The organism is Streptomyces sp. HUAS TT7, from assembly GCF_051550175.1.
In the GTDB taxonomy this organism is placed as follows: Bacteria; Actinomycetota; Actinomycetes; order Streptomycetales; family Streptomycetaceae; genus Streptomyces.
The window spans coordinates 8,359,302-8,385,017 of the sequence record NZ_CP196175.1 but is presented as its reverse complement, the minus strand read 5'-3'; the positions used below and the strand labels follow the sequence as shown (position 1 = coordinate 8,385,017).

At 70.3% G+C, this 25,716-nt stretch carries 22 protein-coding genes and 1 pseudogene; 15 read left to right on the top strand and 8 right to left on the bottom strand.

The window, feature by feature from the left end:
* Positions 1–2 precede the first annotated feature (2 nt).
* Both ACSHXC_RS38105 and ACSHXC_RS38100 read right to left on the bottom strand, forming a co-directional pair.
* On the bottom strand, positions 3–1,211 hold the full coding sequence (locus ACSHXC_RS38105) for a cytochrome P450 (protein WP_438295901.1): 1,209 nt from the start codon (positions 1,209–1,211) through the stop codon (positions 3–5).
* A gap of 1,109 nt (positions 1,212–2,320) precedes the next feature.
* The gene (locus tag ACSHXC_RS38100; RefSeq protein ID WP_438295900.1) at positions 2,321–3,664 is read right to left on the bottom strand and encodes an MFS transporter; all 1,344 of its coding nucleotides are present in this window, start codon (positions 3,662–3,664) and stop codon (positions 2,321–2,323) included.
* A gap of 668 nt (positions 3,665–4,332) precedes the next feature.
* On the opposite strand from ACSHXC_RS38100, the gene ACSHXC_RS38095 reads away from it, so the two are divergent.
* Complete coding sequence (locus ACSHXC_RS38095; RefSeq protein ID WP_438295899.1) at positions 4,333–4,515, top strand: hypothetical protein; 183 nt, start codon at positions 4,333–4,335, stop codon at positions 4,513–4,515.
* Positions 4,516–4,600: 85 nt separating this feature from the next.
* Here the strand turns inward: ACSHXC_RS38095 and ACSHXC_RS38090 are convergent, their stop codons facing one another.
* Positions 4,601–4,909 carry a hypothetical protein gene (locus ACSHXC_RS38090; RefSeq protein WP_438295898.1) on the bottom strand — a complete coding sequence of 103 codons (309 nt, stop codon included), beginning with the start codon at positions 4,907–4,909 and terminating at the stop codon, positions 4,601–4,603.
* A 203-nt stretch (positions 4,910–5,112) separates the two neighbouring features.
* On the bottom strand, positions 5,113–5,682 hold the full coding sequence (locus ACSHXC_RS38085) for a TetR/AcrR family transcriptional regulator (protein WP_438295897.1): 570 nt from the start codon (positions 5,680–5,682) through the stop codon (positions 5,113–5,115).
* A 70-nt stretch (positions 5,683–5,752) separates the two neighbouring features.
* On the opposite strand from ACSHXC_RS38085, the gene ACSHXC_RS38080 reads away from it, so the two are divergent.
* The 7 genes from ACSHXC_RS38080 to ACSHXC_RS38050 all read left to right on the top strand — a co-directional run bounded on the left by ACSHXC_RS38080 (position 5,753) and on the right by ACSHXC_RS38050 (position 13,172).
* Positions 5,753–6,658 (top strand): NADP-dependent oxidoreductase, encoded by a 906-nt coding sequence (locus tag ACSHXC_RS38080; protein WP_438295896.1) that lies wholly within the window; start codon positions 5,753–5,755, stop codon positions 6,656–6,658.
* A gap of 87 nt (positions 6,659–6,745) precedes the next feature.
* Positions 6,746–7,870, top strand: a complete 1,125-nt coding sequence (locus ACSHXC_RS38075) for an FAD-dependent oxidoreductase (RefSeq protein ID WP_438295895.1) — start codon at positions 6,746–6,748, stop codon at positions 7,868–7,870.
* Between the two features lie 68 nt (positions 7,871–7,938).
* On the top strand, positions 7,939–8,865 hold the full coding sequence (locus tag ACSHXC_RS38070) for an NADP-dependent oxidoreductase (RefSeq protein WP_438295894.1): 927 nt from the start codon (positions 7,939–7,941) through the stop codon (positions 8,863–8,865).
* A 472-nt stretch (positions 8,866–9,337) separates the two neighbouring features.
* Positions 9,338–9,760 (top strand): nuclear transport factor 2 family protein, encoded by a 423-nt coding sequence (locus ACSHXC_RS38065; protein ID WP_438295893.1) that lies wholly within the window; start codon positions 9,338–9,340, stop codon positions 9,758–9,760.
* 619 nt (positions 9,761–10,379) lie between these two features.
* Positions 10,380–10,970 (top strand): snapalysin family zinc-dependent metalloprotease, encoded by a 591-nt coding sequence (locus ACSHXC_RS38060; protein ID WP_438295892.1) that lies wholly within the window; start codon positions 10,380–10,382, stop codon positions 10,968–10,970.
* Between the two features lie 133 nt (positions 10,971–11,103).
* Positions 11,104–12,492, top strand: a complete 1,389-nt coding sequence (locus ACSHXC_RS38055; protein ID WP_438295891.1) for a CoA transferase — start codon at positions 11,104–11,106, stop codon at positions 12,490–12,492.
* Positions 12,493–12,578: 86 nt separating this feature from the next.
* Entirely contained in the window at positions 12,579–13,172 is a 594-nt protein-coding gene (locus ACSHXC_RS38050; RefSeq protein ID WP_438295890.1) for an AAA family ATPase, read from the top strand.
* 320 nt (positions 13,173–13,492) lie between these two features.
* Here the strand turns inward: ACSHXC_RS38050 and ACSHXC_RS38045 are convergent, their stop codons facing one another.
* On the bottom strand, positions 13,493–14,404 hold the full coding sequence (locus ACSHXC_RS38045; RefSeq protein ID WP_438295889.1) for an alpha/beta fold hydrolase: 912 nt from the start codon (positions 14,402–14,404) through the stop codon (positions 13,493–13,495).
* A 72-nt stretch (positions 14,405–14,476) separates the two neighbouring features.
* Here ACSHXC_RS38045 and ACSHXC_RS38040 point away from each other — a divergent pair, with 72 nt between their 5' ends.
* From ACSHXC_RS38040 to ACSHXC_RS38010, 7 genes are all read left to right on the top strand, one after another.
* Entirely contained in the window at positions 14,477–14,920 is a 444-nt protein-coding gene (locus ACSHXC_RS38040) for a MarR family winged helix-turn-helix transcriptional regulator (RefSeq protein WP_438295888.1), read from the top strand.
* Between the two features lie 706 nt (positions 14,921–15,626).
* Entirely contained in the window at positions 15,627–16,898 is a 1,272-nt protein-coding gene (locus ACSHXC_RS38035; protein ID WP_438295887.1) for a phenylacetate--CoA ligase family protein, read from the top strand.
* The gene (locus tag ACSHXC_RS38030) at positions 16,895–18,202 is read left to right on the top strand and encodes an MFS transporter (protein ID WP_438295886.1); all 1,308 of its coding nucleotides are present in this window, start codon (positions 16,895–16,897) and stop codon (positions 18,200–18,202) included. The genes ACSHXC_RS38035 and ACSHXC_RS38030 overlap by 4 nt, the downstream gene beginning before the upstream one ends.
* Positions 18,199–19,335 (top strand): N-acetyltransferase family protein, encoded by a 1,137-nt coding sequence (locus tag ACSHXC_RS38025; protein WP_438295885.1) that lies wholly within the window; start codon positions 18,199–18,201, stop codon positions 19,333–19,335. Before ACSHXC_RS38030 ends, ACSHXC_RS38025 begins: the two co-directional genes overlap by 4 nt.
* Positions 19,332–20,489: an acyl-protein synthase gene (locus ACSHXC_RS38020; protein ID WP_438295884.1), complete on the top strand. Its 1,158-nt coding sequence runs from the start codon at positions 19,332–19,334 to the stop codon at positions 20,487–20,489. The genes ACSHXC_RS38025 and ACSHXC_RS38020 overlap by 4 nt, the downstream gene beginning before the upstream one ends.
* Positions 20,486–23,005 (top strand): acyl-CoA reductase, encoded by a 2,520-nt coding sequence (locus tag ACSHXC_RS38015; protein WP_438295883.1) that lies wholly within the window; start codon positions 20,486–20,488, stop codon positions 23,003–23,005. The genes ACSHXC_RS38020 and ACSHXC_RS38015 overlap by 4 nt, the downstream gene beginning before the upstream one ends.
* Before the next feature lie 294 nt (positions 23,006–23,299).
* Positions 23,300–23,782, top strand: a complete 483-nt coding sequence (locus ACSHXC_RS38010) for a nitroreductase family deazaflavin-dependent oxidoreductase (RefSeq protein WP_438295882.1) — start codon at positions 23,300–23,302, stop codon at positions 23,780–23,782.
* Positions 23,783–23,826: 44 nt separating this feature from the next.
* Here the strand turns inward: ACSHXC_RS38010 and ACSHXC_RS38005 are convergent, their stop codons facing one another.
* The 3 genes and pseudogenes from ACSHXC_RS38005 to ACSHXC_RS37995 all read right to left on the bottom strand — a co-directional run.
* On the bottom strand, positions 23,827–24,039 hold the full coding sequence (locus tag ACSHXC_RS38005; protein ID WP_438297066.1) for an MOSC N-terminal beta barrel domain-containing protein: 213 nt from the start codon (positions 24,037–24,039) through the stop codon (positions 23,827–23,829).
* Between the two features lie 35 nt (positions 24,040–24,074).
* The gene (locus ACSHXC_RS38000) at positions 24,075–24,734 is read right to left on the bottom strand and encodes a DJ-1/PfpI family protein (RefSeq protein WP_438297064.1); all 660 of its coding nucleotides are present in this window, start codon (positions 24,732–24,734) and stop codon (positions 24,075–24,077) included.
* 288 nt (positions 24,735–25,022) lie between these two features.
* Positions 25,023–25,385 (bottom strand): annotated as a pseudogene (locus ACSHXC_RS37995) (DJ-1/PfpI family protein); the annotation flags it as partial.
* Positions 25,386–25,716 lie beyond the last annotated feature (331 nt).

Here is a 25,716-nt window from a genome sequence, read left to right as displayed (position 1 = left end):
CGTCACCAGGTCACCGGAATCGCTTCCGGACCCCGGATCAGCTCGCCTCGCCGCCAGCGGATATCACTCGGCGGAACAGCGAGCCGCAAGCCGGGGAAGCGGTCGAGCAGACCGCGGAGCATCACCTGCATCTCCATCCGGGCCAGCCAGGGTCCGGCGCAGTAGTGCGGTCCGTTGCCGAAGGCCAGGTGTGGATTGAAGGAGCGGTCGAAGTCGAGGCTGTGCGGGTTGTCGAACTTCTCCGGGTCGCGGTTGGCCGCCACATACGAGGCATAGACCGGCTCGCCGCGCCGGATGGTCACCTCGCCGACTTGCACGTCCTCGGTGGCGATGCGGCCCATGCCCACCGCGTTGCGGTGGGGGATGTAACGCAGCAACTCCTCCACCGCCTGCGGCAGCAAGTCCGGCTCGGCCAGCAGCCTGGCATGGTGCTCCGGGTGTGTGAGCAGCAGATACACCATGTTGGCACTGTTGAACCGCACCGAGTTGATGCCACTGACCTCCATCAGCACAGCGAAGGCCACCAATTCCTGCCGGGAGAGCCGGCCGTCCCTTTCGGCGGCGGCCATGTGACTGAGCACGTCGTCGCGGGGCTCCGCCATCCGCTGGGTGGCCAGCGCGTCGAAGTAGGCGCCGATCTCCTCCTTGGCCTGCTCGCTGCGCCGGCGGCCTTGCGCCGACGAGATGACCAGCAGGGTCCAGCCAATGATCCGGGACCAGTCCTCCTCCGGCACACCCATCAGCTCGCTGATCCCGGCCACCGAGAAGGGCGTGTTGAAGTGCTCCATCACATTGGCCGGCGCTCCGGCCTGTTCCATCGCGTCCAGAAGGTCCTCGGCGATCTTCTCGGCGCGCGGGCGCAGTTCCTCGATGCGCCGGCGGGAAAACATATTCGCCACCGTCTTGCGCAGCCCGGTGTGGTACGGAGGATCGGTGAAACCCACCGCGTCGTCGAGCGGGATGAAGTGCGGGGCCATCCGGGTGATATCGCGACCGGCCAGTTCCGCCCTGCTGAACCGCGGGTCGTTGGTGACCAGTTTGACGTCCTCGTACTTCGTCGCCACCCACGCGTCGCCTTCGCCGTGCGGCATCCGGATGCGGGCGAGTCCGCCGTCTTCCAGCATCTCCTGCATCGCCGGGTCGAAGTCGAGGGCTTCGACGTCGTCAACGCTCCAGAAGCGGACCGGTGGCTCGTCCGTTTGACTGCTCATGATGCGTACCTCCTGCTCGGTGCGGACGCGGACTCAAGCCGCCTGGTCCAAGATCCAAGTGCCGAGGCAGATCTCGGCGGTGGCGCCGGGACCTGAGCCGACCTGCAACCCCTTGTGCGAGCCGAGGGCCGACGCCTCGTCAAACAGGGCGTGCCAGTGAGTCGAGCGCCACAGCGCCGGGCGATGTTGCCGTGCTCAGTGAGCGTGGCGCGGCTGAGCGGGAAGGCTTCGGACCGGGCGTCCAGGAAGCGGCTCAGGTCGTCGAAGACGCGTGGCCCGCAAAGCCGGGGGTGGGGTGCTCCATCGTGCCCGGCATCCGCTTGTCCAGCTGCTTGTCCAGCTGGAAGCGGAAGCTGGTGGATCCGGACCACGTAGGAGATCCGGTCCTGTGTGTTCGGGTTGAGGTATGGAGCGTTCTGTTCCAGGCGAACGCCGGTGCCGGCCCTGCCCGGGACCACTACGGCGGCGATCCCGTGCCGAACACGTTCCGGCGCCTGGCGCACTACCGCCGGAACACGAGCCTTGGATTCCGCTTGGTAGACGGCACCGTGGGCCTCTACTCCGGGATGGCTCGACACCTCTTCCAGTGGCTGGACGATGTGCAGTATGAGAACTCCGGCTATTTTCGATCAGCCGGAGTGCGAGATCACGTTGCGGATAGTCATGGTGCATCCTCCGCCCCCGTTCGAGGTTTCCCTCAGGGGTGACGAGGTGATCGGGGACCGCGCCTGCCGGCTTGCACAGAACGGCCATGGGTCTGCTCCTCAAGGACGGGGTCCTGTTGGCGCCGCGTTCCACGCTAGGACAGCACGTCGAAGCCCGCATGTCGGGGCCTGCATACCGCCCCACCAGCGCGTTGGAGGGCGGCCCGCGCCGGTGGACACCGCTCAACGAACCCCAACTGTTGTCAACCCGCTTACCCAAGGCGCCACAGCGTGCTCAACACCCCTCACACATACGCGAGTTGGTTCAGCCACCGTGCGCGCTGGGGGGAACAGGTAGGGACCGTAGGGGCGTTCCTCCATCGCCTGCCGTCCCACTCCGCAACCGGCGGTGCGGGCGTGCCGACCCGTGCCTGAACCGTCGTCCAGCCTGCGAATCCGGGCGTGCTATCGGCTCTCGCCTCGCGACGTCCTGCCGCCAACGGCGCCCGGCGCCGAGACTTGGGCGGGTTCGTGTACCAGACAGGTGGCTGCGAGGGAGAGGACGGCGGCGGCGGTCGCGGCCCAAGGGACCAGGTGGATGCGTCCGGCGTCGGCCAGGGCTTCGGCCATGAGGGGGAAGGCGCCGCCGAAGAGGGCGGTGGAGAGGGTCAGGGGCAGGCCCATAGCCAGCACGCGGATGCGTACGGGGAAGAGGCGGGCGAAGAAGACGTTGGCGGTGGCGAGGGGGCCCGCCAGGCAGGCCAGCACGAGGGTCGCAGCGATCCACGGCGGAAGGCGCTGTGCGCCGACCGCCGCGTAGGCGGGGACCATGGCCAGCGCGGTGAGCAGCAGGCCGGTGCGGAAAACCGGCAGGGCGCCGACGCGGTCCGCCAGCGCTCCGGTGGCGGCCATCATGACGAGGAGCATCAGCAGCGGTGCAACCATCGCCGCGGTGCCCCGCGCGTCGGCCGGCCCTGCGGTGTGCCGTACATATTCCGGCAGGTAGGTGATGGTCAGGTAGAAGCCGGAGGTGAGGCCGGCCGTCATGAGGAAGACGGCCGCGGCATTGCGCCTGACGAGGCGCCGGGAACGGGAGTCCTGTCCGTCACCGTCCTCGCGGCCGGAGCGGGTGCAGGCCAGGAATTCCGGGGATTCCGCGGCCCAGCGGCGGATCAGGACGGCGGTGAGACCGAGCAGCCCGCCCACGGCGAATCCGACCCGCCAGCCGCCCGCGCGCAGGTCCGCGGGCCCGAAGTGGGCGAGCAGAGCCGCCAATACCAGGTAGCACAGAACCGTGCCGAGGATCACGCCGCCGTAGGAGATGCCGCTGTAGAGCATCCGGCGCCGCGGCGGAGCCGTCTCGGTCACGTACGCAGCCACGGTGGAATTCTCGGCGCCCACGGCCAGGCCCTGGACCATACGTATCAGCACCAGGAGCACCGCAGAGCCCGCGCCGAAGCCGTCGGCGATGGGCAGGGCCGCGAGGGCGAAGCAGCCGGCCGCCACCACCGTCATGGACAGCAGCATCGCCGCCCGGCGGCCCCGGCGGTCGCTGAACCGGCCGAGCAGTAAGCTGCCCAGCGGCCTGGCCAGGAAGCCCACGGCGAATCCGGTGTAGGAAACCAGTATCCCCGGCGCACCGGGCGCGACCAGTTGGCCGGAGAAGAACGGGACCAGCAGGGCGTAGATGGTCCAGTCGAACGTCTCGACCACGCTGCCCACCGTGGCCGCCCACAGACTGCGGCCTCCCGCCGTGCGCCTGCCCCCGCCACCGTCCTGCCTGCCGATTCCCACCGGTTCCCGCACCATGCCCCGTATCTCCCCCGTCGATCTGCCTTTCGTGCGCGCGCCACCCCTGCTTCGGCTTGATGTCGGTGGACGACTCGTTCGCCTGTGGGCCGGGAGCCAAGTGCGCCGTAGCGCACGGCGCTTGTGCGGTCGTAGACGGGCAGCCGGGTGTGTGTTCACGGATGGCGAGCTGTCCGGGACGCCACCGGGCCCGCTGTCCTAGACCTCTCCGGTCGACTGGTGGGCCGGTTTCAGCACCAACATGCGTACCACCCTCACCACCTTGGCGGCGGCCATCCCCGCACTGCGGACGTCTGGCGGCGGGCGCGTCATCCAGATCAGCACCGTGGAGGATCCGCGTCCTGGGACAGCGATGCACGGACCGGTCGATCGCCTGCTCCGGATCGTCCAGGAGCTCCGTGAGAAGGTCGGCGCCATGGCGGCGGACTACGGCGGGGACGGCGAAAGGATCCCACCGGGCACCAGACGCGGTGCGCGGCCGCGGAGGCAGAACCGGTCGAAGGCGGCGCCCGTCCTGGCGCCCCCTTCGACCGCCCCGGCGTTCTCGGATGGCCAGGGACTCCCAGCCTCGCCCCGCGGCACGATGGCCGCCACCCGGATACCGCCGGACGGTACACACCCCACGGCAAGCCCGGCTTCCCGGCGACAGCGAACGCTGCCCGCACACGGTGCCAGACCAGCGGGAAGGACTCCTGGAGCGACAGCCGGATCACCGACAACACCGGCCAAGGCGCCCGCTCTGGAACCAGCAGGCCCGCGACGAAGGCTGGGACGGCCAGTGCTTCGACGCCAACGAAGCCGGCATCTACGTCAACGGATGCAACGACGGCGACAACCAGCGCTGGTACTGAGGCATGTCTGAGACGTGGTCACGCCCTCCCGCACAGCCCCGCGGCAACACCCGCCGCCCGGTACGTCTCCGCGCACCGCCGCACGTCAACTCGATGGCGTACCGAACGCGTCGGTTTCGACGTCGAGCGAGCGCAGCCGCTCCCGCAGTACAGCCGCCGCGTCATCCCTTGAGACCGTCATGCCGAAGTCGTCGACCGCCCGGCGCTGCACGTCCGCCACCATCACGCGCACCGGCTCGTCCGGCCGCACGGCCCGTTGAGCCGTGGTGATCGTCCAGTGCGCTGCCACCACCAGCCGCCGCCGGTGATGTTCCGAAACCCAAGGCCGCGCAGCCTTGGCACGCCGTTCCGCACGCCACCGACCGATCACCCACGCCCTCAGAATCCCGCACATCCATGCATCATGACCCGATGGCCCACCGTCGGCACCCGGAAGCCCGCCACACAACACGTGAGCAGCCGACCGTGATTCCGCGTCAGCACACCTGGCGGATCGTCATCGACGGCCAGGACCACAAAGCGTGGCGAGGGGCCCCCGACGGGTGGCACGCGCCGTCGACCGCGGCCAACCGGGCCCGGGCGACTGCTCGCAGAAGATCAGGCGGTCTCCCAGGCCGCCTCGATCATCCGGAAGATCTCGTCCACGGCAGCCTGCGGGTCGTCCGCCTCACGAGCCACCGCGTAGGCGTCGATCACGAACCGCGCGATCGCCCGGCACGCGGTGGTGGCCGGTGGCAGGCCGAGATCGGCGGCGATGGCCGTGGCCAGGGATTCCGCGTGGCGCAGCCGCATCGACTCCTCGTACTCCCGCAAGGCGGGTGTCGCGTCGATCATCTGCCAGATCGGGGCGTTGCTGTCCGCCGTGCAGTGGCGCACCAGGTCCTGGGTCTCGCGGCGCAGTGCGGGGATGAGCGGCTCGTCGGCGGCCCGTCCGGTGGCCGCTCGGGTGAGGCGTCGTTCGAAGTCCTGGTCCTGCTCGAAGACCAGGGCTTCTTTCGAGGCGAAGTGGGAGAAGAGCGTGGTGACGGCGACGTCGGCCTCGGCGGCGACGTCACGGATGCCCACCGCGTCGTACCCGCGTTCCAGGAAGAGCCGCAGGGCGGTGTCGGCGATCTTCTGGCGGGTCGCGGCCTTCTTGCGCTCACGGCGTCCGGTGGGCTCGGTCATGCCCTGACGCTATCAAATGCAAATCCGTAACCGTTCTAAAAAGCTACTTGTTAGTGTTACGGTCGACGGCATGAAGAGAGTGAGCTACGCCGAGTTCGGCGGTCCTGACGTCCTGCACCTCACCGACGCCGAGGAGCCCCACGCGGGGCCCGGCCGGATACGCCTGGCCGTGCGGGCGGCAGGCGTGAACCCCGTCGACTGGCGGATCCGCGAAGGCCAGTTCCACAAGACCCGCCCGGTCGAGCTGCCCGCCGGGGTCGGGCAGGACGCCGCCGGGGTGGTGGACGAGATCGGCGAGGGCGTCGAAGGGGTCGCGGTCGGCGACCACGTGTTCGGGCGGGGTTCGGGCACCTATGCCGAGTTCGCCGTGCTGGCGGCCTGGGCTCCGATGCCCGAGGGGCTGACGTTCGAAGAGGCGGCCGGTTACCCCTCCGTGGTGGAGACCGCGCTGCGCATCATGCGCCAGGCCGGTGTGCAGCCCGGACAGACGCTGCTGGTCAGCGGCGCCTCCGGCGGGGTCGGGTCGGCGGTGCTGCAGATCGCCCGCGACCGCGGCATCACGGTGATCGGCACGGCCGGCGCCGCCAACCAGGACTACCTGCGGAGCCTCGGCGCCCTCGCCACGACGTACGGCGAGGGCTGGGTCGAGCGGGTGCGCGGGCTGGGCGCGGTCGACGCGGCCCTCGACCTGGCGGGCTCGGGGGTGATCCGTGAACTCGTAGAGCTGACCGGGGATCCGCAGCGGGTGGTCACCATCGCCGACCTGGGGGCGCCGGAGTTCGGTGTCCGGTACTCCGGCGTGACCGGGAACGTGCCGGAAGCGCTCGCGGAGGCCGTCGACCTCATCGCGCGGGGCAGGCTCCACATCCCGGTCGAGAAGTCGTACACGCTCGCCGAGGCCGCGGCGGCGCACATCGACAGCCGGGCCGGTCACACGCGTGGACGCCGGGTCATCGTCGTCCGAACCGTGTCCTGAGCAGTTGCCGCGGCCCGGCAAACTGCCTGCCTTCTTTCCAGCGTCCCTGCCCGACCCCCGGCAGGTGTGCGACACGCAAGGAGCCCCATGCACACTCCTGTCACGATCATCGGCGCCGGACTCGGCGGCCTCACACTGGCCCGCGTCCTACACCTCCACGGCATCCCGGTCACGGTCTACGAGGCCGATCCCTCCCCGACCGCGCGTTCGCAGGGCGGGATGCTCGACATCCACCCCCACAACGGCCAACTCGCCCTCAAGGCAGCCGGATTGATCGACGAGTTCCACACCCTCGTTCTGGAGGGCGGCCAAGCGATACGGCTCCTCGACCGTAGCGGGACTGTCCTGTTCGACAAGGCTGACGACGGCACGGGCGCAAGCCCCGAAGTACAGCGCGGTGAACTGCGCCAGATCCTGCTCGACTCGCTCCCTGACGGCACTGTCCGGTGGGGCCACAAGGCCACCGCCGTCCTCGCGCTCGGCGAGGGCCGCCACGAGGTGACCTTCGCAGACAGCACCACCGCCGTCACGAGCCTCCTGGTCGGCGCGGACGGCGCCTGGTCACGCGTCCGATCGCTGCTCTCCGATGCCACACCCGCATACGTCGGCCGGTCCTTCGTCGAGACCTGCCTGCACGACGCCGACACCCGACACCCGGCCACCTCGAAAGCCGTCGGCGGCGGGACGCTCGTCGCGCTCGACCCGGAAGAGAAGGGGAAGTGGCTCGTGGCGCACCGGGAGAAGGGCGGCACCCTCCACGCCTACATCACCCTGACCAAACCGCAGGACTGGTTCGCCACCATCGATTTCACCGATGCCGCCGTGGCCGCCGCGCAGATCGCCGAGGAGTACGACGGCTGGGCACCGGAACTCACCGCCCTGATCACCGCCGACGAGAGCGTGCCGGTCCTGCGCCCCCTCCATGCCCTGCCGGTGGGGCACCGCTGGGAGCGGGTGCCGGGCGTGACCCTGCTCGGCGACGCCGCCCACCTCGCCACCCCCAACGGCGAAGGCGCCGGCCTGGCCATGCAGGACGGCGCCGAACTCGGCGAGGCCCTCGCCGCACACCCCGACGACATCCGGGTCGCCCTCGCCGAGTACGAGCAAGCGATGTTTCCCCGCGGCGCCGCGGCCGCCGCCGCAGTCGCCCACGAACCCACGCCCCAGCAGATGATCAATTTCTTCACCGGCCGAGAAAAAACGCGAATCTGACGGCGCCACAGAGGTGAGCGACCGCAAGCTCTTCCGCTGAACGACTTGCTAAGTTACGGAGGTTGTCCATGTTTGCCATGCAATACCACCGCTACGGCGGTTCCGAAGTCCTCCGCATGGAGGAGGTCGAAGAGCCGCACGCCGGGCCCGGTCAGATCCGCATCACAGTAGGTGCCACCGGCGTCACCCCCGCTGACTGGTACCTGCGTTCAGGGATGCTGCGGGACATCGCCTCCCTGGACTTCCCTCACATCCCCGGCATGGACGCCGCCGGGATAGTCGATGAGGTGGGAGAGGGGGTTACCGGCACCGCTGTGGGGGACGAGGTCTTCGGCCTCGTCCCCGTCGCGGATCATGGAGGCGCCGCGGCCCAGTACGCCGTGCTGGAGGCGTGGGCACCCAAGCCTCGGTCGTGGTCCTTCGAGGAAGCGGGTGGCGCAGCGGGCAACATCGACGCAGCCACGCGTGGACTGGAAGCCCTGGAAGCCGCCGAGGGAATGACCTTGCTGATCGAGGGTGCCGCAGGAGGCGTCGGTACCATCGCCGCGCAACTCGCCCAGGCGCGCGGCCTCACAGTGATCGGCACCGCGAGCGAAACCAATCACGCTTTCCTCGACCGGCTCGGCGTCATCCCGGTCACCTACGGGGCGGGGCTGGCCGACCGCCTGGCCCCCCTGGCCCCACACGGCATCGACGTGGTCCTGGACGCGGCCGGCAAAGGCTCTCTCGCCGAACTGGTGACCATCGCCGGCAGCCCGCACCGCGTGGTGACGTTCGCCGACTTCGACGCCGACCGCCACGGCGTGCGGTTCTCCCGCTCCCCAGCAGGAGAGTCTCCGGGCTGGGCAGGACTGCCATGGGCGGCCGATCTCGCCGACCACGGCCACCTCACCGTCCCGCTGCACGCCGTATTCCCGCTGCAGGAGACCGCCACGGCTCACGACGTCAGCGCCACCGGCCGCGCACGAGGCAAGATCGTCATCACCGTGCCGTGACACCGCGGGCCTGGTCGCGCTGGCCGCCTACCGCCTGGCGACCAGGCCCCGGACACCGGCCCGCGACGTCCGCTGAGCGGTTTCGGCCAGCTCGTCGACCCGCACCGCCAAGTCCGCGTAGCTGTGCGGGCCTTGTCGATGTGCTCGCGGACACCTTCCGCGTGGACCAGCCAGTTGGAGACCTTCGCGCGCCGGCGGACCTCCGCGAACATCACCGGCTCCCCGACGGCCTCCATCTCCTCTACCAACGTCATGACCCGGGCACGTTTGATGGCTCGTGCGATTCCCCATCGGTTCGTTCTCGGTGATGCGAAGTTGGGCGGCGACACCGGTGATGGGGCCGCTGGACGAGCGGGCGACGGCTGCCCTGCTGCGGGCGGAGGGGCCTCGCACGGAGCCGAATGCGGGCGTACACGTGACCGTGAGAGGTGTGCTCTGCCGGATTCCGTGGGTGCCGCCTACCCTGAGCCGTATGCCGCAGAACCCCAACATCGGCACCGCCGTCCGGTATCACGAAGCGGTCTCCCGCAGAGCCACCGGCGAGGAACTGGCTCCCTTCTTTCACGAGAACGCGGTGCAGCGGGAGCTCCCCAACCTCCTCTTCCCCGACGGCGTCCGCCGTGATCTGCCCGCTGTCCTCCAGGCCGCGGAGCGGGGCCGCAAGGCCCTCAGCCGCCAGCGTTTCGAGGTCCACCACGCGGTCGCGGACGGCGACCAGGTCGCCCTGGAAGTCACCTGGACCGGCACCCTCGCCTCGCCGCTGGGCGACCTCCCCGCCGGCCACGTACTCCGCGCCCACATCGCCGTCTTCCTCGAATTCCGCGACGGAGGGATCTATTCCCAGCGCAACTACGACTGCTACGAACGACCGGACCGCCCCCGTCCGCAGGATTAGGCACCCAACCAGCTTTGCCGGTGCGGAAGTTGATGCCTCCCGGAGAGGGGCGGCGGCCAGGAACCGGTGGAGCACCGCGCCCACCGCCTCCTGCGACATGGTCCGCGGCACCCTGAGCAGGGCCGGGTCCACCGGCAGGCCGGCGGCGGGCGTCGGCTGCGGGGACGAGCCCGGGTGCTTCGTGGCCGGGACAGTGCGGCGGGCCGCTTCACGAGGCGGGTCCGGCCCACGACGCGATGCGGTATCCGACGCCCGGCACGGTCTCGATCACCGGCGGGACTCCCCGTTTGACCGCAGCCTGCTGGCCCTTGCGCAACTGCGGACGCGACGCGGGTGGGGAAGTCGGTGGGTCCGTACTTCGTGCACCACACCTCGGCTGCCGGCATGCGTCGGCATGTCTTTCGCTGCCGGTCTGGTCAGGACGCCATGGCGGACCCCGGGCGGCGTCGGCTCCGGGGCACCTCGGCGGACTGGAGGGCGGCTCGGTGGGGGCATGGAGGCGCATTTCGAGCCAACGTGACGGCTACCGGAACCGAGCGCCGTCGAGGATATTGTCATGTTCGCGATGAACTTGTTTACTGCGGGCAGCAGCTGAGACTCAAGGAGGCGCAGCGGTCTCATGAGCAAGCGAACAGCCGTCCTGGCGGCACTCATCCCGGCCTTGCTGAGTACGGCGGTCGGTCTCGCGCCGGCACACTCCGCGCCGCGCGCGCCCGCAGCGGTGGTGACCCTGACCTATGACGCCAGCGCGGCCGGCCCGTGGGCGGACTCGATCGATCAGGCTGTGCGGAACTGGAACGACGCGCTGCACAACGTGCGCCTGGAACCGGCGAGCAGTCCCGGCTCGGCCGACTACGTCTACGAGGCGACCAGCGGCTGGCCGCAGGCCACTCTGGGGCCGGTCTTTCCCGGCGGCAGCGGTGACGTACAGCTGGGCCGGCAAGCGGTGGACGAGGGCTACGACGCGACCCGGATCACGGCGCACGAAACCGGGCACATCCTGGGGCTGCCCGACGACTACAGCGGCCCGTGCTCGGAGCTCATGTCCGGCCACGGCCCCGGCACGTCCTGCACGAACGCCAAGCCCGACGCGGCCGAGGCAGCGCAGGTCGACCGCAACTACGCCGCGGGCGTGGCATCGGCACATCGCCCGAACCACCAGGTAGTGATCGACGTCTGGTCCGGCCGCACCCTCACCCGCCCGCACTGAGCCCGCGCCGCCTTGGAGTTGCCGAGAACCGGCGAGGCACGGCGCCGCCACCTCATGTCCCGGTGGCACGTCGACGAAGCGAGCCGGTGACGCCGCCCTCCCCATGGGTGTCACTCAATGCCATAGTGCGGGCATGAACTCTCCGATCATCTCCGGGACTTCGCAGGCTTGGGCAGCGCTGGGAGGCGGTCCTTCGTTACTCGACCGGGTGTCCTACGGCGGCCGCCGCGGAGGGCTGTCGGCACGCCTGCCGGTCATGGAGCTGGCGCGGGCCACCGTCGCGGTGTGCTCGCTCGCCGCCGCCGAGCTCATGTCGGTACGTTCCGGGCGCCCCGTGCCCCGCGTACGGGTCGATGACGAGGCGGTCGCGACGGCGTTTCTCAGCGACCGTCTGGTGCGGGTCGACGGGCAAGGATGGTCGACCTTCCAGCCTCTGTCCCGGTTCTGGCGGGCGAGCGACGGATGGGTTCGTACACACGCCAACTATCCACACCACCGGGCCCGGCTGCTCGCCGCTCTCGGGCTACCGGGGGATGCCGGCGAGGAGGCGGTGGACGAGGTGGCACGGGTCGTCGCGAGCCTCACCGCGCTGGAGGTGGAGGAGACCGTGTGCGCGGCGGGTGGCTTGGCCGTTGCGGCACGCAGCCCCGAGGAGTGGGCCAAGAGCGAGCAGGGGGCCATGGTCGCCGAGCAGCCGCTGCTGACGACCGCGCGTATCGACGACGCCCCGGGCCGGAGGCTCGATGGCGCCGCCCTACCCTGCGCGGGGTTGCGCGTCCTGGATCTGACCCGCGTGCTGGCCGGCCCGGTCGCCACCCGAACACTGGCCTTGCTCGGCGCTGACGTACTGCGGATCGATGCCCCACAACTGCCGGAAACCCAGGAAGCCCACAACGACACGGGGATGGGGAAACGCTCAACCCTCCTGGACCTGACGGAAGCCACCGACCGCAGGCGCTTCGACGAACTGCTCGACACGGCAGACGTGGTGGTCACCGGCTACCGGCCGGGCTCCGTCGAGCAGTTGGGACTGAGCCCCGAAGCGCTCGCCGAACGCCGTCCGGGCCTCGTGATCGCCCAGCTCTCCGCCTGGGGCCGTTACGGGCCGTGGCGTGAACGGCGCGGCTTCGACAGCCTGGTCCAAGTGGCCACTGGAATCGCCGAGTTGGAAGGTTCACCGGACTCGCCCGGCGCACTGCCCGCCCAGGCGCTCGACCACGGCACCGGCTATCTCCTCGCGGCCGGGGTATTGCGCGCGCTCATCGAGCAGCACCGCACGGGTGGCACCCGGCTGCTCCGCCTGGCCCTTGCGCAGACCGCCCACTGGCTGATCCACGACCTGGCACCCGCTCCGGGCGAGCGCGAGGGCTTCGACGCCGAACACTGGCTGACCGAGACCGACAGCCCCATGGGCCGACTGCGGCACGCGCTGCCTCCGGTGTCGTACGAGGGAGGCCCGGTGAACTGGCAGCGCCCGCCGGGCCTGTGGGGAACGGACGCCCCGGTCTGGGACGGCGCCTGACCAAGCCTCCTGAGGTCGCCTGTACGCCCGGCCACCTTCAGCTCCCACTCGGTGGTCGTCCGGCTTGCCGAGGAGCGCACCAGGAAATGCGGTTGCCGGCTGGCACGCGCCTTGACACGCTGTCCGGCGTGATCGGTGCTGAGAGGCCAAGTTGTCTGATCGTGACGGGCATGCCCGGGGCAGGGAAGTCGACAGTGACCAGGCTGGTCTCCAGCCTGCTGCCACGCTCTGCGCGGCTCGACGGTGACCAGATCAGCAGGCTGATTGTCGGCGGCCGCGTCGGGGCCCTTGGTGAGCCGGCCGACGAAGCAGCGCGGCAAGTGGACCTGTGCAACCGCAACCTGTGCACGCTGGCGAACAACGTCTCCGACGCAGGTTTCACGCCCGTGATCGACTGGATAATTCCCGACCGCAGGCAGTTGGACTTCTTCGTAAACCTCCTCCCGGCTCGGCAGGTCCTGCTTGTCGTCCTCGTGCCGGGGATTGAGGTGTGCCGTTACCGCAACACCATCAGGGACCCGCACGAGCGGTTCGACTTCGATGGCTATGAAGGCCTCGACGCCGCAATGAAGCGCGAGCTCGGCGATGTCGGCTGGTGGTTCGACACCGCGTCGCTCACGCCTGAACAAACCGCCGCTCAGGTCATCCGCGACGTTCACCACCGGGCCCTGGTGAGCTGATTGCCACACGGACCAACTCGCACCCTGGGCAGGGCAAGCCGACGGCCCGAGGTCCAGGGCCAGGCGGACCGGCGACGCATTCAAGACCGGTAGCCCTCCTTCGTTCAGCCAGTCCTGCCCACCGGCTGCATGCACGGAGCGGCCGGCCTCCTGCGCGAGGTGCAGCTCCGGCTCGGCCTCAACAGCCGGCGCATCGGATGCCGCGTGAGCTCGTCCAGGAGCTGAGAGCTCAGCCCGTGCGCGGCTGCCGCCAGGCGGCTCACGGCCGCCGTCCTCGATGTCACTCCGGCACCGTCAACGTCCGTGTACCCGATACGCCGTCAGCGTCCTCCTCGGTCAGGTGACCGTTCTCCGTGTCCATCAGGGGTCCCCTCCGAGCGGGTGCCCACCTGATTCTCGACGCTCCCGGCAGCCAGGCTCTGGGTGATGGCCTCGGCTGCCGAGAGCGGCAGGGCGTGGTGTGAGACTCCGGGGAGTATGTCGACCCGTACCTCCGGCAGGGCGGCGCGAGCGGCCGTGGCCGCCCGGGCGGAGTCGTGGCAGCGGGCGCGCTCGGCGAAGAGGATGTGGAGGGGAACCCGGTCGAGCCCGGCCGGGTCGGGGCGTGGGCCGGTGACGGGCCTGACGGTGGGGAAGCGAGCCGTCTCGTCCTGGAGTCGCAGCCATGCCGGGTCGAGGTCGGCCCCGCCGCTCTCCCAGGCCAGGAAGCGCCGGATCCGGGCGGGGGTGGGCCGCAGAAGCATGGGCAGGGCGCGCAGTACGTAGCCGGGGCGCAGCCCGGCGAAGACCTGAGCGGGGTCGAACAGCACGAGACGGGCCAGGGATTGGGGGTGCAGGGCGGCGTAGTGAGCCGCGATCCAGGCGCCGTAGGAGTGGCCGGCGAGCGTGACGGGCCCGGGGGTGTCGAGGCCGTGGAGGACCGCATCGAGCCAACTGACCAGGTCCGTCGCACTCCGAATCGCCCTCCCCTCGGCTGGAACACTGAGACCGGGCTCCCCCACCAGGTCCACGGCATGCACCCGGTGCGTCCGGCTCAGCCCTGCGGCAACGGCGGCTCCCCAGACGGTAGAGGTGGCCCCGCCGCCGGGCAGGAGCACGAGAGGCGGCGCGGCGAGAGGGCCGCAGCTGTTGACGTGGGTGAGGCCGTAGGGAGTGGGAAGTTCATGGCTTTCCACGGAGGTGGGCCACTGGGCGAGGACGGCGTCGTAGGCGGTGCGGAACTGAACGGGCACAGCTGACACGATGAACTCCAATATCTCGCCAGGCGATAATCTCGTTCAGCGAGATATTCTAGCGGAGGCGATATGAACGACAACCTGGAACTGGTGCACCTGCTGCGGGCGGTGACCGTCGAGTTCGGGCTCCGCCAGGCGGAGTTCGCGGCCCGCAACGGCATGCACTCCACTGATGTACGGGCTCTGATCTGTCTGCTCGACGCGGCACGCGCCGAGGAAGCGGCCACCGCGGGCCTGCTCGGCACCCGCCTGGGTCTCAATTCGGCGGGAACGACTGCGGTGATCGACCGTCTGGAGCGACTCGGCCATGTGAAGCGAATCCGTGACGAGCACGACCGCCGCCGGGTTCTGTTGCGGGTCGAGTCGGAGGCGGTGCGTCTGGGCTGGGAGTTCTTCGGCCCGCTGATCGAGGGGGTGGTGGAGGTGCTGGACGGGTTTGACGTCGGCGAACAGGACACCATCCGGCGGTTCTTGACAGGGGTACTGGCGGCAACGGACACGACCACAGCGTGATCAACACCCGGACCGAGCAGCTTCGATGAAGTCGGCTGCGGCTGGGCCGGCGTTCTGCGAGCGGGACGCCGCCCGGGACACCTGGGGGCGGGCGCCCCTCGGCAGACGCGCACCGCGAGCGGACATGGGCTTGGCCGGCAGAGCCGCGGACAGCACACACGTCCTGCCCTTCTGCAGCACGGCGGCCGGCGTAGGCGCGCATGACTTCCGTACCGCGGCGTGGCCGGATTCGTCATGGATCCCGTCGACCGCGTGCCGAACTACCCCATGCCGCACCGGAATTCACACATCTCAGGCGCGACGGAGGGATGACACCCCCTCCCCACCCTCACTCCAGAGCCGACCCGTGCGCTCCCGCTCAGGCCTACGGCGCGCCCCGCCCCAAGGGAAGGAACAGCCGGGCGGTTGTTGACCGATGAACCTTCGGAAGCTCCCCGTATGCGCAATTCTACCCACGGATCAAAGGGTATCTCTTTCAGCCACCAGAAACACCGAAGGCCACACTCGATTTGATCCAGTGTCAACCGTGTTCCATGATGTGGACAAGCGTCAGGCGGGGGGCCTGCGCTGCCCGGGTGCGTGAAGTGTGCGCATCCCGAAGGAAGTTGAACGGTGAAGCAGGTGGGTCGGGGGTGCCCCCGGTCTGTTGGCTCGCCCGTGCCTGCCCCGCCTCTCTTGTCTTCACCTCTCTTTAGGAAAACGCCGCATGCCCGTCCATCAAGTTTCGGACCTCATACGTTTCGCCCGTGACCACTCTCCTTTCTACGCGGATCTCTACGCGGACCTGCCGCCCCAGGTCGACCGCATCACCGACCTCCCGGTGGTGGACCAGAGCGAGTTCTGGGCCGCCAACACCTTGCAGGACAACCGTGTCCTGACCGCTCCCCTCGGGGAGGCTGTCGTGTTCAAGACCGGTGGCACCACGGGCGCGCCGAAGTTCTCCTGCTACACCCGGGAGGAATGGCAGGAGTTCGTGACCGCGTTCGGCGCCGGGCTCGTCGACGCGGGTCTGCGTCCCGGACACCGGGTGGCCGATCTCTTCTACGCCGGTGAGCTCTACGCCAGCTTCCTGTTCATCCTGGACTCGCTCGCGCACGCCCCCGTCGCCAACGTACGGCTTCCCATCGGCGGCGGCGCTCCGCTGGAGTCGACGGTCCCCACCCTTGAGGACTTCGCCGCACAGGTTGTGGCAGGCACCCCGACCACCCTGTGCCGCCTCGCCGAGCACCTGATCTCGCTCGGTCGTCAACTGCCCGCCGTGGAGCTGCTGTTCTTCGGTGGCGAGGCTCTCTTCGACGACCAGCGCCGCCTGCTCTCGGCCGCCTTCCCCAACGCCGAACCCCGCTCGCTCGGCTACGCCAGCGTCGACGGCGGCCTTCTCGGCCGCCCGGTTCCCGGCCCGGACCCGCGCACCCACCGCACGTTCGCCCCGCACACCGTCGTCGAGATCCTCGACGAGTCGACCGGCGAGCCGATCCGCGAGACCGGCCGGGCCGGACGCGTTGTCGTCACCCAGCTCTTCCGACGCCTCATGCCGGTCATCCGCTACCCCGCCGGCGACCGCGCGGAGTGGACCGATGTCGAAGGTGGTGTCTTCCGCATCCTCGGCCGCGCCGAGGAAGGCGTGCGGGTGGGCCCCGTGTCGCTGTACTCACAGGACGCCCAGGCCGCCGTCGCCGCGGCCGACACCGAAGGCCGCGTCATGGGCATGCAGCTCGTCGTACGCCGTTGGGAGGGCCGCGACGGACTCGTACTGCGCCTGGCCACCGCCCCCGGCGACGACGACCCGGCGGGTCTTGAAGTGCTTGCCAAGGCGGTCGTCACCGAGCTGAACGACGCACGCCCCCTCTACCCCGACAGCGCCGCCGCCGGATTCGTCCACCCGCTGCGCGTCGAATGGGCCCGCCACCGCGACCTGGTGGTCAACCCGCGCTCCGGCAAGCTCGTCCGCGTGATCGACGAGAGGCCGACCGCATGACCGCCTCCACGACCGCCGGCCGCCGCCTCCCGCTCGTCCTGCGCAACCGCGCCTTCGGGACCGTATGGCTGGGGCAGGTGTTCACCCAGGCCGCGGTGCGTATGTTCCAGGTGGGTATCTCCTGGTGGCTCATCGCCTATGCCGCGACCAGCGCCGGCGGCCTCGCGTCCGGGCTGTTCATGGCGGTCAGCACGCTGCCCGCCGTGGCCCTCGCGCCCCTGGTCGCCCGCACCATCGCCCGCTTCGCCCACCGCTCGCTGCTGCGCGCGGCGGCGGGTGGTGCGGGAGCCGTCGCGACCGTTCTGGCCGTCTGGGCCTGCGCGAGCGACCTGCCCGTCGCGGCGGCGTACGCGGCGACCCTCGCCCTCGCCACCTGCCAGGCGTTCTTCGACCCCTGTCTGACCACCTCCGTGCCCGAGCTCGTGGACGACGAGGACATCGAGGCCGCGACCGGCTTCGAGCTGTCCACCCAGTCCCTGGCGAGCCTCGGCGGGGCCCTGCTCGGCGCCCTGATCGTGGACAAGGCGGGGGTGGCCGGTCTCGCCGTCGGCTGCGCCGCCGCCTACGCGGCCGCCGCACTCCTCATCGCGGCCGCACGCTTCCGTAAGGCCGACGACACCGCCGACGCGGAAGGGGACGCGGCCAAGGAAGCGGCGTCACAGCGGACGCTGCGTCAGATCCTGGGCGCGCTGCCCTACGTACGCGCCATCCTGCTCTGCTTCGCCGCCGCCAACCTCTTCACCACCGCCGTGTTCGTCGTCATGCCGCTGTACACCGCCTCGGTCCTGCACGGCGACGGCAGCACGGTCGCGCTCCTGGAGGCGTCGCTCGGCGCGGGCACGCTCATCGGCTCGTTCACCGGCGCACGCGTGCCGGGCCGGCCCACCACGGTCGGCTCCGTCTGCCTCGCCACGATGGCCGTCGCGCTCGCCGTGCCGGGCCTGGTCGCCGCGCGGCCCGTCATCGCGGGCTCCCTGCTGGTGACCGGCTGGTGTGTGGGTGTGATCGGTGTCCGCTTCGTGGCGCTGTTCCAGCGCCTCGTCCCGGCCGCCGACAAGCCCGCGTTCTTCGCCGTCATGCAGGCCGTCCTCGGCGCGACCTTCCCGGTCGCCTCGCTGCTCTTCGGCCTCTTCGGCGACCATCTGTCCGCCCAGACGCTGTGCCTGATCCAGGCTGCCGGGCTGGTGCCCGCAGCCGCGTTCCTGGGGCTGCTGGGCGACAACTCGAACGCGGCAGACGAATCTGACGAATCGTCAGCTATCGGTGCCGCGCCGGAACCGGCCACCACCGGAGGCGCGCGATGACCGCCACGATCGAGCAGGCGGCTCCCGCGGACGTCGCCGACCTGCGCCAGCTCTACTACGCCGTGTACGGGCCGCACTACCCCACGGCCCTCGGCACCGACCCCGCCGAGATGTCCCGGCTCATCCGGGACCCGCACACCCTCTGGCTCGTCGCCCGCTGCGCCCGCACCGGGGCGCTCGCCGGGTCGGCCGCGGTCCACGGCGAGCCCGGCAGCCGCATCGGCCGGCTCGAAGGGCTCGCCGTCCACCCGGACCAGCGCGGCTCGGGGCTCGCCGGGCAGCTCACCGAAGCCCTGTGCGCCCGCACCCTGGGGGCGGGGAAGCTCGACTCGGTGTACGCCACGGTCCGAACCGTCAGCGCCGGACCGCAGCGCGTCGTGGCCCGCAACGGCTTCCGCCCGATGGGCATCCTGCCCAACGCCGTGGATCTCAGCAGCCGCGAAAGCCTCGCACTCTACGCGCGTCACTCACCCGGGGTCCTCGACCGCCGCGTCCCCGTCACCGAGGTGCCCGCCTCACTCGCACCCCTGCTGCGCACGGTCGAGGGAAGCCTCGGCATCAGCTACGCGGACACCCGGCCCACCGCGCCGCAGCCCGCGCCGGCCGGGGCCGCGCAGGCTCCGCTGGAGATCGTCGAGGCACCGGCGTTCGTCCGCCGCCGCTTCCACGAGCGCTTCCCCGAACCCGGCCGCTGGTTCTACCCCCTGCACACCCCCAACATCCTGCTCACCCCCGACGACGGCGGCTTCGAGGTGTACGCGTACCTCAACCGCACCGGTCGGTACTGCGCGCTGGTCACCGCCCACCCCGACCCGGCGTTCGCCGCGGGCTGGCTGGAGTCGGTCACCCGAACCCTCACCCGGGCCGGCGCCGGATACGTCGAAGCGCTGGTGCCGCTGGAACACCACGCCGCGCTCTCGGCGTTCGGCGCCCAGGGCTTCATCGCCGGGGCGCTGTATCCCGCGATGCGCCGGGACGACGACGGCTTCCACGACTACGTGGTGATGTCCCGTACCACCGAGCACATCGACTTCCACGGCGTGGTCGTCGACACACCGCTCCAACCCTTCCTCGATTCCTATGTGTCGGCCTGGGCGTCGACCTATCTGCCCTCCCGTGAGGTTGCCTCATGACCCCCTCGAATCCCCATCTCGCGCCCGTCGACGTCCCGGACGCCGCGGCCCTGGCCCAGGTGCAGCGGCTCTGCGACCTGACCGAGCCGTACGTCCGCGGGCCCGCCGAGGAAGAGCTGTTCGCCGCCGCCATGGCGGAGTCCAACGCCTGGCACCGCGAGCGGTCCCCGTTCTTCCGGAGCCTGTACGACGGTGAGCGCCAGGACACCCCGTACGACGCTCCCCTGGTGCACGCGAACTTCTTCAAGCGCCACGAGGTCCTGTCCATCCCCCGGGGCGACGTCCATCTGCACCTGACCTCCTCCGGCACCACCGGGCAGAAGTCGCAGATGTTCTTCGACGAGTGGACCATCCGGTCCGCCCAGCGCATGGTCGCCCGCATCTTCGAGCGCAACGGCTGGATCACCCCGGACCAGCCGGTCAACTACCTGCTCTACAGCTACGAACCCGCCCGCGACCTCAAACTGGGCACCGCGTTCACCGACAACTACCTGTGCGACTTCGCACCGGCCCGCCAGGTCGAGTACGCCCTGCGCGCCACCGGCAACGGGCACGAGTTCGACCCCTTCGGCTGTGTCGCCGCGCTGCGCCGCTTCGCCGAGGACGACGCGCCCGTGCGCATCCTCGGTTTCCCCGCCTTCCTCTGGTTCACGCTGGAACGGATGCGCGCGATGGGCCTGCCGCCGCTCCGGCTGCCCGAGGACTCCCTGATCATCCTCGGCGGCGGCTGGAAGGGCCACACCGACCAGCAGATCGGCAAGCACGAGCTGTACGCCCGTGTCACCGAGCAACTGGGCATTCCCTCCGAACGAATCCGTGACACCTTCGGCTCGGTCGAGCACTGCATCCCGTACATCGAGTGCTCGCACCACAACCTGCACGCACCCGTGTGGTCGCGCGTCTTCATCCGCTCCACGCGCACCCTCGAACCCCTCGCGTACGGCGAGCGCGGCTATCTGCACCTGGTGTCCCCGTACATCACCTCGGTACCGGCGCAGAGCGTCGTCATGGGCGACCTCGCCTCGCTGCACCCGGGCGAGGAGTGCGGCTGCGAGCTGGACACCGACTGGTTCACCATCCACGGCCGCGCCGGGGTGAGCCGCAACAAGAGCTGTGCCGTGGCCGCCGCCGAACTGATGAAGGGAATGTCATGACCGAGGCAGAGACCGTGATGAACCACCACTACTGGCAGGGCACCTTCATCGGCGACGACGAGGCCGCCCGACGTCTTGCCACGCTGCCTGCCACCGTCGAGGCCGCGCTCGCCACCCCACTGGACACCGAGACCGTCCTGGCCGCCTGCGACGCACTCGCGGGCGCCCTGCGCGACCCCGGCCACCCCGTACGGCAGCGGCTGGCCCCGCACCTGCCCGGCGGCGACGCGGAGAGCACCGGGGAACTCCTCGCCGAACTCGCCGCGTTCCTCGGCCGCGACGCGCTCACCCGCAAGCTCCGCCGCGAACTCGGCGGCACCGCACCGCAGCGTCTCAGCCGCCCGGACGCCAAGGAGACGGTGTACGAGGCATGGGCCCCTGTCGGTCTGGTCGCGCACATCGCCCCCGGCAACGCCGCCACCGTCGCCCCGCTCAGCCTGATCGAGGGACTGCTCGCCGGCAACGTCAACATCCTCAAGACCAGCAGCGCCGACACCCTCCTCACCCAGCACCTGCTCGCCGAACTCGCCGCGTTCGACCCCAGCGGCGCCCTCGCCGAGCGGGTCATCGTGCTGCGCTTCTCCTCGTCGCGCACGGACTGGCTGCGCCTGATGTGCGCACCCGCCGACGCGGTCGCGGTCTGGGGCGGCGAGGCCGCCGTGGAGGGGGTGGCCGCCCATGTCCCGGCGGGCTGCCGCCTGGTGGAGTGGGGACACAAGATCTCCTTCGCGTATCTGACCCGGGACGCCTGGGCGGACGAGGCGACCCTGGCCGCGCTGGCCGAGGACATCTGCGTCTTCGAGCAGCAGGCGTGCTCCAGCCCCCAGGTCGTCTACCTCGACACCGAGGACGAGGGCGAGCTGCACACGTTCGCCGACCGCCTCGCCTCCGCACTGGCCGTCCAGCCGCCGCCCGTCGAGGACGAACTCGACCCGGCCGAATACGCGGAGCTCACCACCACCGAGCACCTCGCACGCCTGGAGGAACACCTCGGCCTGACCCGCGTCCTGGCCGCCCCCGACGGCACCTGGCGCGTCATGGCCGACACACGCCCGGCACTCAACGCGTCGCCGCTGCACCGCAGCGTCTGGGTCAAGCCGCTGCCGCGCAAGAACGTGATCGCCACGCTCCGGCCCATGCGCCGCTATCTGCAGACCGCGGGCATCGCGGGCACCCGCACCGACATCGCCGAGCTCTCCGCGGCGGTCCTGGCCGCCGGCGCCACCCGGGTCACCCCGGTGGGCGCCATGACCTCCGGGTACGTGGGCGAGCCGCACGACGGTGTGTACGCGCTCCAGCGCTACAGCCGCCGCGTCGCCGTCCAGGCCGACGCCCGCTTCGCCACCACCGCCTGCCTCGACGACCTGGTCCACCGGCCCGCGTTCCCGCAGCCGGCCGGCCCGCTGCTCGACAAGGCCGCCGTCCAGGAACTCAACCGGGACGTCGAACGACGCGACGCCGAGCTGTACTTCCGCAGCGGCGGCAGCACCGGCACCCCCGCCCTGTCGCTGTTCAGCTACGACGACTACGACGCACAGATGCACGCCGCCGCCCGAGGACTGCTCGCGGCGGGCTACGACCCGGCCCGCGACCGCACCGCCAACCTCTTCTACTGCGGCGGCATGTACGGCGGGTTCATCAGCTTCTTCTCCATCCTCGAACGCCTCGGCGGCGTCCAGATGCCGATGGCCGCCGGTTCCGACCACCGTGCCACCGCCGAGATGATCGTCGCGTACGAGGTCGACACCCTCTTCGGCATGCCCTCCTACCTGTGGCAGCTCCTGCACGAGGAAGCGGACCTGCTGCGCTCCTACGGCGGCATCCGCAAGATCTTCTACGGGGGCGAGCACTTCACCGAGGAGCAGCGCCGCACCCTCACCGAGACGTTCGGCATCGAGACCGTCCGCTCCATCACCTACGGCAGCACCGACCTCGGCCCTCTCGGCTACCAGTGCGTCGAGAGCGGCGGCAGCGTCCACCACCTCCACGCCGACCTGCACACCCTGGAGATCGTCGCGGTCGACGCCGACCGTCCGGTGGCACCAGGTGAGACCGGCCGGCTCGTCTTCACCACCCGGGCCCGCCGGGGCCAGCACCTCGACCGCTACGTCATCGGCGACCTCGGCCGGCTCCTGCCCGGCGACTGCCCCTGCGGCAGCCGCGCCCCGCGCTTCGAACTGCTCGGCCGCCTCGGTGAAGTGATGCGCGTGGCAACGTACTTCCTCAACTACCGCCGGTTCGTGGCCATAGCCGAGGAACACTTGCATTACAGCGGCGAACTCCAGGCCGTCCTGACCAGCGGGCCCGCCCGCGAATGCCTCGCCCTCCGCCTGGAGACCTCCAAGGCGCCGGACGCGGACCGGGCTCGCGACACGTTCCTCGCCGAATACCCGGAGGTCCGCTCGGCCGTGGACGAGCGGCTCCTTGACTTCGCGGTCGAGGTAGTGGACGGAGCAGATCTGGACCGCACGGCGACGAGCGGGAAGCTGCGCGCAGTGGTGGACCGGAGGCGGTAGTCAGGTCATCTGGCGCAACAACTCGACGACCGGACACCTGAGTTCACAAGGCTGCCTGCGATGCGAACGGGGATCGCAGGCAGCCTTGAAGTCGCCCGCCTTCGCACGCCCCTCCACCCGCGTTGGACCCCACCGGCAGGTAACCGCAAACCGGGTGCGACACAGAACCTTGCCGTCTCCCTTGACGTTGTCGGGGAAGCGGGAACGGCGGTCTCCCCTTCATGCGAGGCTTGTGCTGGACTGTCCCGACATAATCCGTACACGACAATCCGTACACGACAATGGGGGAATGCGATGCCTCTTGAGGGCGAGTACGAGCCGAGTCCGGCGCAGTGGATTCGCGAACAGGTCGAGCTGTACGAGAGTTCGGGTGGCACACAGGGCACAACGCTCTGGGACACGGGCCTGCCGGTCGTCATTGTCACGATGCGCGGCGCGAAGAGCGGCAGGATCCGCAAGATTCCGCTGATGCGGGTGGAACACGCGGGGCGGTACGCGGCGGTGGCCTCGAAGGGCGGCTTCCCGCGTCACCCGGTCTGGTACTTCAACCTCAAGGCCGATCCTCACGTGGATCTCCAAGACGGCCCCGAACGCCAGGGCATGACGGCCCGTGAGCTCACCGGGGACGAGAGGGCCCAGTGGTGGCAGCGCGCGGTCGCCGCGTATCCGCCGTACGCCGAATACCAGGAGAAGACCGACCGCGTGATCCCGGTCTTCGTACTCGAACCCGAGCACCTGGCCGAGCCGGCGAACACCCCAGCGCCAACGACTACCTGACTTCCGGATCCCACTCCCCCAGCCCGGCAAGGCAACGTGCCAGGTCACTCAGTGCGTCGGCCAGCGCCTGCTCGTCGACGATCCCACCGGCGGTGCCCCCGACGATGCCCAAGGCCAGTTCCGACAACTCCACCGGGGGGGGCGGCCGGAGCGAGCCGGGGGTGGCGGCGATGGGTGCGGTAGGCCCCGCCCTCGCTGACGACCATGAAGCTGCGGTCGTGCGCGAGGCCCGCCGACGTGAGTAACGCCTCGCCCATGGGCGTGCCCTTGCAGCCCTTGACGGGGTGACAGATCAGGTCTGCGACGTCGGCCATGTGCCGTCTCCTTCGGCCGCGGGCTGTGGCTCGTCGGCGAGGTAGGGAGGGGCGGGCTCGTACTGGATGTAACGGCGCACGGCGCGCGCGTGGTCGCGGCCGTGCAGTCGGCCGACCAGCCAGAGAGCCATGTCGATTCCTGCGGACACGCCCTGGCTGGTGGCCAGTTGGCCGTCGACCACATAGCGTGCGTCACGGACCACGGTGACGTCTCCGCGTGCCTGAAGGGTGTCCTCGAAGGCGTGGTGCGTGGCCACGCGGCGGCCGCGGGCCGGGCCGGCCTCGTGCAGCAACAGGGCTCCGGTGCACACACTGGTGGTCCAGGTGGCCTGAGCGGAGGTCTTGCGGATCCACTCGATGAGCACGGGGTTGGACACTTGGGTCCGGGTGCCGTTCCCACCGGGCACCAGCAGCACGTCGAGCGGCGGGTGCCCGTCAAAGGTGTGGTCGGGCAGCACCCGCATGCCCTTGTTGCAGCGGACGGCGCCAGGCTCTTCGGCGATCAGTACGGTGGTGTCCCGCTGCTCGGTGCTGCCCCTCTGCTCGCGGATCATCGCGGAGGCGGTGAACACCTCCCAGGGGCCGACGAAGTCCAGCTCCTCGGCTCCCTCGAACAACAGCAGCCCATAGGCCGTCATGCGTACTCCTTGCTGGATCGGAATCTGTCCCGGTACTCGGACGGCGCGACGCCGACGTGCCGGTGGAGCAGCGCCGCAGCGTCTCCGCGACACCGCCGCCCGGACCGGAACGGTGGACGGCTGGCGCGGCCACAACGGCACGCTGAACTGCGCCTGGCGGCCGGGCCGGCGCAGGAAGAGCACCGGTTCTTGAGCGACGGCATGGGCGATGTCCCGGCCCAGGTCGTCCTGGACCAGAGCGAGTGCGAGGTCCATGCCGGCCGTCACACCGGCCGAGGTCCACACCCGCCCGCCCTTGAGGGAGATCGGGTCGCAGTCCACCCGCAGGTCAGGATGATGCCGGGCGAGCCGCTGGGCCCGGGACCGGTGGGTGGTCACCCGACGGCCCTTGATGAGCCCGGCAGCTGCCAGCAGGAAGACCCCGCTGCACACCGACGTGACACGGCGGACCGATTCCCCGGCCGCCGCGAACCACCCGGTCGGTGTCCTGCCCCCTGCCGCTCGGCCGACGCCCTTGCCGCCCATCGCCACCAGGGTGTCGACGCCCTGCGGGTCCAGGTCGGCCACACCGTGTCCGGCGTACGCAGGCAGGCCGCTGCTCGACCGGACCGGACCGGCAGTCGGCGCCAGGACCCGGCAGCGTCCCCGCATGCTGGAACACCTCATGCGGGCCGACCGGATCCAAGGCCTGGAAGCCGTCGAAAACCACGAAGACAATGCGACGTTGTTGCACGTCATGAGCCTGATGGAGCGGGCAGGACGACGTCAACGACACACATCCCACGATTCGCGCCATGGCGGCGCCTCGCGTCACCGCCGCCCGCTGGACCGCCACCGAAGTCCGACCGCCCGCTCTGCCTCAGCGATGCACATCTCCGATGTCGGTACGTTGCGGATATCCGCGATACACCCAAGCAGCACGCAGCACTTGGTTGGGTGGGCTCCTCATCGAGGCAGCCACCGCCAGGGATCCCTGACGGGT